The 6,415-nt window shown below is 69.4% G+C and carries 9 protein-coding genes; 5 read left to right on the forward strand and 4 right to left on the reverse strand.

Annotated elements, in window-relative coordinates; translation table 11 throughout:
• The first annotated feature begins 137 nt into the window (after window positions 1-137).
• The 5 genes from QZZ33_RS06600 to QZZ33_RS06620 all read left to right on the forward strand — a co-directional run bounded on the left by QZZ33_RS06600 (window position 138) and on the right by QZZ33_RS06620 (window position 3,150).
• Window positions 138-794 (forward strand): GNAT family N-acetyltransferase, encoded by a 657-nt coding sequence (locus QZZ33_RS06600; RefSeq protein ID WP_291378975.1) that lies wholly within the window; start codon window positions 138-140, stop codon window positions 792-794.
• A gap of 15 nt (window positions 795-809) precedes the next feature.
• Window positions 810-1,454 (forward strand): GNAT family N-acetyltransferase, encoded by a 645-nt coding sequence (locus QZZ33_RS06605; RefSeq protein WP_291378976.1) that lies wholly within the window; start codon window positions 810-812, stop codon window positions 1,452-1,454.
• A gap of 62 nt (window positions 1,455-1,516) precedes the next feature.
• Entirely contained in the window at window positions 1,517-2,221 is a 705-nt protein-coding gene (locus QZZ33_RS06610) for an AzlC family ABC transporter permease (RefSeq protein ID WP_291378977.1), read from the forward strand.
• Complete coding sequence (locus QZZ33_RS06615; RefSeq protein WP_291378978.1) at window positions 2,218-2,541, forward strand: AzlD domain-containing protein; 324 nt, start codon at window positions 2,218-2,220, stop codon at window positions 2,539-2,541. The genes QZZ33_RS06610 and QZZ33_RS06615 overlap by 4 nt, the downstream gene beginning before the upstream one ends.
• Before the next feature lie 87 nt (window positions 2,542-2,628).
• The gene (locus tag QZZ33_RS06620; protein ID WP_291378979.1) at window positions 2,629-3,150 is read left to right on the forward strand and encodes a GNAT family N-acetyltransferase; all 522 of its coding nucleotides are present in this window, start codon (window positions 2,629-2,631) and stop codon (window positions 3,148-3,150) included.
• 31 nt (window positions 3,151-3,181) lie between these two features.
• Here the strand turns inward: QZZ33_RS06620 and QZZ33_RS06625 are convergent, their stop codons facing one another.
• From QZZ33_RS06625 to QZZ33_RS06640, 4 genes are all read right to left on the reverse strand, one after another.
• Entirely contained in the window at window positions 3,182-3,661 is a 480-nt protein-coding gene (locus tag QZZ33_RS06625) for a hypothetical protein (RefSeq protein ID WP_291378980.1), read from the reverse strand.
• On the reverse strand, window positions 3,661-4,404 hold the full coding sequence (dapB, locus tag QZZ33_RS06630) for a 4-hydroxy-tetrahydrodipicolinate reductase (RefSeq protein ID WP_291378981.1): 744 nt from the start codon (window positions 4,402-4,404) through the stop codon (window positions 3,661-3,663). Before dapB ends, QZZ33_RS06625 begins: the two co-directional genes overlap by 1 nt.
• A gap of 32 nt (window positions 4,405-4,436) precedes the next feature.
• Entirely contained in the window at window positions 4,437-5,756 is a 1,320-nt protein-coding gene (locus QZZ33_RS06635; protein WP_291378982.1) for a pitrilysin family protein, read from the reverse strand.
• 216 nt (window positions 5,757-5,972) lie between these two features.
• Window positions 5,973-6,415 (reverse strand): S1 RNA-binding domain-containing protein (locus QZZ33_RS06640; RefSeq protein WP_291378983.1); only part of this gene is annotated, 443 nt, incomplete at its 5' end.

Raw genomic sequence — 6,415 nt, forward strand, 5'->3', positions numbered from 1 at the left:
CTCCGAGGGAGACACCTTCGCGCCCGCCCTGGCCGACGACGATTGGGAGGTCGCGTCCGCGTCCGAACCCCAGGTGTCGGGCACCGGGCTGGGCTACCGCTACGTCACCTACCGGCGGGTCGTGCCAGAATCGGCACATGCCTGAGACTGCATGGCGCGTCCCCCATCGCATCGTCACCGAGCGTCTCACGCTGCGCCGCTACCGAGCCGACGATGCGGATCAGATGTCTCGTGTCACTCTGGCCAGCAAGGATCACCTCGCCCCCTTTCTTCCGTGGGCCCGCGCCGAGCCCCTCCCGCCAGCTGACCGCGCGGCCCTGCTCGAGACGTTCATGACCGACTACGACGAGGGCCGTGACTTCCCCATGGGGATCTTCGCGCGCGACACCGGCGCGTACGTGGGAGGCACCGGCTTCCACACGCGGCTGGGTCCCGGTGCGCTCGAGATCGGCTACTGGATCGCTTACGACCACCAGGGTCGCGGCTATGTGACCGAGGCGGTGCTCGCGCTCACGCACGTGGCGCTCACCCTCGTGAAAGCGGACCGCGTCGAGATCCACCACACTCCCGACAACCTCGCGTCGCGTGCCGTTCCGCAGCGCTGCGGCTACTCGTACGATGGCCGCGAGTTGACGCTCATGCCGGGCGTCGAGGGGGTTGAGCCCACCGACATGTGGTCAGCCACTGCGGAACACCTCTCGCGCGAACCGCTTGCGTCCTGCCCGCGGCCGCAAGCCTTCGACGCCGCCGATCACCAGCTCCCCTGGCACACACGCGCCACGAGCCCCCGGTAAGGCACCACGACCTCCATGCCTCCCACCATCGCCCTGGCACGCCCCGTCCCCCACCGCATCGAGACGGAGCGGCTCGTCATCCGGGCATACCAGCACGCTGACGCCGAGCAACTGGCCACCGTGATACCCCGCAACGGCAGCCACCTGCGCCGATACATGGAGTGGATGAAGTTCGAACCCCAAACGGTGGCGCAGCGGCGGGAGTGGATCGCTGGCGTGAGCGACGCGTACGCCGACGGCACCTCGTACACCATGGGCATCTTCACGCCAGACGGCGCGCTCATCGGCGGCACCGGCTTCCACGTCCGCACCGACCCAGAACGGCTGGCCCTCGGCTACTGGATCGACGCGACACACGAGGGCCACGGCCTGGTCACGGAGGCGTGCGCGGCGCTCACGTGGGTTGCCCTGGGTTCCGTGGGCGCCGACGTGGCAGACATCTCGCACGCGCCGTCCAACACGCGCAGCGCGGCCATCCCTGCACGGCTCGGCTACCTGCGGAAGGACCGTATCGGAATCGAGTGCTTCGACGACGGCGCAAAGGTGCGCGCGGTCGAGTGGTGGGCCACGCGTGACACGCTCGCCACGGAGCCGCTGGCCTCCTTCGCTCGCCCCGCCCTCTACGACGGCGAGGGCACGCCTGTGCCCTGGAGCCTCTGAACCGTCGAACCCGGGCCACCCGCACCCGCGGCGGCACCCACGCGCCATGCGAGGATGACCGCATGCGCAGCCTCCGCCTCGACCCGGTGCGCCAGCAGGCGGTCTCCGTGTCGCTCGCCACGGGCGCGTACGGGCTCAGCCTTGGCGCGTTGGCGGTGGCCGCGGGGCTCGACTTCTGGCAGACGATGGCGATGTCACTGATCGTGTTCTCTGGCGGCTCCCAGTTCGCCTTCGTCGGCGTCGTCGGTGCCGCGGGCTCCCCGTGGGCGGCACTGGGGACGTCGGCGCTCCTGGGGGTGCGCAACGGCTTCTACGGGGTAGCTCTCGCTCCCATCCTGCGGCCGATGCGCGGGTGGCGGTTCGTGTGGGGCGCGCAAGTCACGATCGACGAGTCTACGGCCGTCGCGTTGGCGCAGCCGGCGGCAGACCCGCAGGCGAGGCGCACGGGCTTCTGGTGGACGGGCGTCGGCGTCTTTGTCGCCTGGAACGCGCTGGTGGGAGTCGGTGCGATCGCTGGCCAGTACATCGGCGAGCCGCAGGCCTGGGGGCTCGATGCCGCCGCCGCAGCCGCGTTCCTCGGACTCGTATGGCCTCGGCTTGCAACGCGCAAGGCTCAAGCGGTCGCGGCGGCGGCCGCCGTCCTTGCTCTCGCCCTCACCCCCGTCCTGCCCGCCGGGTTGCCGATTCTCGCAGCGGCGCTCGTGGCGGTCGCCGCAGGGTGGAGCGGGCCAGCCGTCGAACTCGAGCCGACGGAGGCGCCGGTATGAGCGCCTACATGTGGCTGTGGGTCGCGATCGCGGCCGCTGGCCTGGTCTCGTGGCTCACCAAGGCCACCGGCCATCTGGTGCCAGAGCGTTGGCTCGAGCACCCGCGCGTGCTCCGCATCGCCAGCTACCTCACCGTCGCGCTGTTGTTTGCCTTGTTCGCCGTGCAGGCCTTCACGACGGGCCGGTCCCTCGCGTTCGACGCGCGCGTGGCTGCGGTGGCCGTCGCGGCGGTGCTGCTGTGGCGGCGCGCGCCCTTCATCGTGGTGGTGATTGCCGCAGCAGGGGTCGCGGCCGCCTTGAGAGCGCTTGGCTGGGGCTGAGCGTCCCGGCCACGGCGGCCCACCAACTCACACGCCCTCGACCCAAGTCCTGTCCAAGCCCTTACCACACGGCGTAGGCTCGGAGTCATGAGCGAGCCCGCAGATCCCGACGTGTCCGTCCGCCCAGCCCGCCCCGGCGACGAGCAAGACATTGCTCGTATCCAGGTCGACGCGTGGGTGGCGTCCCTCGGCCAGCGCCTGGGAAGGCGCCGGCACGACGCCTTCGACCGCGATGTGATCGCCCAGGGTTGGGCGGATGCGATTTCCCAACCGCCGACCCCTGGCCACCAGGTGTTCGTCGCCATGAGCGACGGCGACCTTGTCGGCTTCGCCGCTGTGGCCGCTCCCAGCACCATCGTCGCCCTTGAGGTGGACCCCGCACGGCGCCGCCGTGGACACGGATCCCGCCTGCTGGCCGCCGCCGCTGATCACTTGCGCAACAACGGGGGCGAAGAGATGAAGATCTGGGCCATCGACCCCGACGTGGTGCGCGCCGACTTCCTGGCGGGCGCTGGCTTTGGTGAGGCTGGAATGCGCCGCGAACTGGATGGCCCAGGGCTCACCATCCCAGAGAAGCTCTGGCACGCCTCGCTGGTGGACGCTTCCTGACTGTCCTCACACGGCCACGGGCGCCGATGCCCTACGCGCCGTCGTGCGCGGCGCGCTTGGCCTGACGGTAGAGGTCTGACGCATGGCGCAGCGACTTGCGCGCCATCGACCGGTCCCCGCTCGCCTCGTACGCATACGCGACGTGAAACCAGGCCGCCCAGTCGTCTGGCCGGGCGTCAACGTTCCTGCGCGCCACCTCGAACACGGCAACCTGGGCGGACTCGGTGAGTCTGCCCTGCTCGTCTGTCTCGCCATCGTGAATCGGTAACCGGTCTTGGCGCTCCAGATCGTCTGCCATGCGCTGCACCGTGGTGCCCGTGCGCCACTCGTGGGCAAGCCACCATGCGCCGAGCGCTGGCATCACAAGAAGCGCCACGCCCAGGGCGCGCGCCACGGCGTCGTCTTCCTTGATGAACACCAGGGCCCGCCCTGCCACCAGGGCGAAGTACAGCGCGACGATCGCGCAGGTGGCGGCCGCAGCCAGGAACGCCGGGCGTCGGAGCAGACCCACTACAGATCCATGTAGTTGTCGAGGCCGACGGTGAGGCCGGGATTGCGGTCCACGTTGCGGATGGCAAGCAACACGCCCGGCATGAAACTCACGCGGTCAAAGCTGTCGTGGCGAATGGTGAACTGCTCCCCTGGGTTGCCCATGAGGATCTCTTCGTGCGCCACAAGCCCGCGCAGGCGCACCGCGTGCACGCGCACGCCGTCGACGAGCGCACCGCGGGCGCCGTCAGGATCGCTCGTAGTGGCGTCCGGAGATGCCTCGACTCCCGCCTCCGCACGCGCCGCCGCGATACCCGCCGCCGTGTGGGCGGCCGTACCTGAGGGCGCGTCGACCATCTCTGGGTGGTGCAATTCCACGATCTCCACGGACTCGAAGTACTTGGCAGCAGCCGCACTCAGTCGCATCGCCAGCACCGCGCCCAGCGCGAAGTTCGGGGCCACCAACACGCCCAACTCCGGGCGCTCCTTGAGATGCTCGCTCACGCGGTCCAGCGCATCGGTAGTCCAGCCGCTGGTTCCGACCACGGCGTGCAGCCCCAGTTCAATGAGCGCGTGGACGTTCGCCTCCGAGGCCTCTGGCACCGTGAAGTCCACCGCGACCTCTGCCTTGGCGCGCGTCGCCTCCGCGAGGTCATCCCCCGCGTCGAGTTCCGCGACGAGTTCGAGGTCCGCTGCCTCCTGCACCGCAGCGACCACGGCCTTGCCCATGCGTCCGGAAGCTCCAATGACTGCGACGTTGATCATGTGTCGAGCCTACCCGGGACAGGCGAGGGGCTCTACGAGTCCGGACCCACCCGTACCTCGCCGCGCGGGCGCGACGCGAGCTCGACTGCCAGCCCGGCCACGTCGTCGGCCGTGACCGCGCGTACTTGTTCCAGGGACTCGCCAATGCTCCACAGTTCGCCGAACGCCAGCTCCGCCTTGCCCAAACGCGACATGCGCGAATAGGAATCCTCGAGCCTCAGCACCGTGGCGCCCGCAATCTGGCCCTGTGCCCGCTCCAACTCGCCAGGCGTGATGCCCTCTCCCATGCGCTCCAGCTCCGCCATGAGCAGGCCAGCCACCTCGTCGGCCTTGGCCGGGCTGCACGCGGCGTACATGCCGAACAGTCCCGTCTCCGCGTGCGGCTGGCCGAACGAGTACACCGTGTAAGCGAGGCCCCGCTTCTCGCGGATCTCCTGGAACAGCCGGGAGGACATTCCCGCGCCGAGGATGGTGCTCATGACGGCAAGGACGTTGCGGCGCTCGTCGGCGGCGGCAAGCCCGCGGGTGCCGAGCACGATGTGTGCCTGCTCGATGTCGCGCACGATGTTCAGGCGCGGCGTGAGGGTCGCGTCGACGGCGGCCGAGGCGTCCCGCCTGCCGAGCGGGGCAACGTCTCCAGTGGTGTCCCAACCCCCGCGATCGAGGGCTGCCAGCACCCAGCCGCACAGGGCGTCATGGTCCACGCCTCCCGCGGCCGTGACGATCAGGCCCTCGGGCCGGTAGTGCTCCCCGTAATGCTCCAGCACCGCCTCGCGGTCCACCGCCTTGATGATGGCAGGGGTGCCGCCGATCGGGCGGCCAAGCGGGTGGCCGCCAAGAATCGCCTCTGAGAAGCGCTCGTGTGCCACGTCGCCAGGGTCGTCGTCTGCCATGGCGAGCTCTTCGAGAATCACGCCACGCTCGAGGTCGAAGTCCGACTGGGTGAGGGTCGCGCCCGTCACCATGTCCAGGATCACCTCGACCGCCATCGGCAAGTCCACGTCGATGACCCGCGCGTAGTAGCAGGTGTACTCCTTGGCCGTCATGGCGTTTGACTCGCCGCCCACGCGGTCGAAGGCCTCCGCGATGTCAAGGGCGCCGCGCGTTGACGTGCCCTTGAACAGCAAGTGCTCCAAGAAGTGGGTGGAGCCGGCGTGGTCAGGCTTCTCGTCCCTCGACCCCCTGCCGATCCACGCGCCGAACGTCGCCGACCTCAGGCCGGGAATGTGCTCGGTGAAGACACGCACCCCGCCGGGGAGGATGGACCTGCGGATGACGGCGCCGTGGTCTTGCTCGAAGGTGAGGCTCGATCCGGCGGCGGAGGCGGGGACGAGGGGAAGGTCATGAGGCATGTCAGCGAGCCTAACCCGCTGGGCAGGGCGCCGAGCACGCCGCCCGCTCGCCCGCCGTACATATGGTTGTGGCGTGCGTTTCGGCTCGCCGGACGCACGCCACAACCATATCGGCGCCGTGACGTGGGGCGGACGCAACAAGGGCGGCCCCGGTTTCCCGGGACCGCCCTTGTTCGCGTTCAGTCTGTGTCGCGTCGTTGCCGACGCAGTCGACTGCTACTCGTCGTCGTCAGACTCCACAGCATCGGCCGACGCGGCGTTTGCGTCTTCCACGACCTCGAGCGACAGCTTGCCGCGGGGGTCGATCTCGCCGATCTGGACCTGGACCTTCTGGCCGACGGCCAGCACGTCCTCGACGTTCTCCACACGCTTGCCACCCACGAGCTTGCGGATCTGCGAGATGTGCAGCAGTCCGTCCTTGCCGGGGCTGAGAGACACGAAGGCGCCGAAGGCGACCGTCTTGACGACGGTGCCGACGAAGCGCTCGCCCACCTCAGGCATGTGGGGGTTGGCGATCGCGTTGATCGCCGCACGTGCGGCCTCGGCCGAAGGACCGTCGACGGCACCGATGAACACGGTGCCATCGTCCTCGATCGAGATGTCCGCGCCGGTGTCGTCCTGGATCTGGTTGATCATCTTGCCCTTCGGGCCAATGACCT

The sequence above is a fragment of the Demequina sp. genome, from assembly GCF_016278775.1.
Taxonomy (GTDB): domain Bacteria; phylum Actinomycetota; class Actinomycetes; order Actinomycetales; family Demequinaceae; genus Demequina.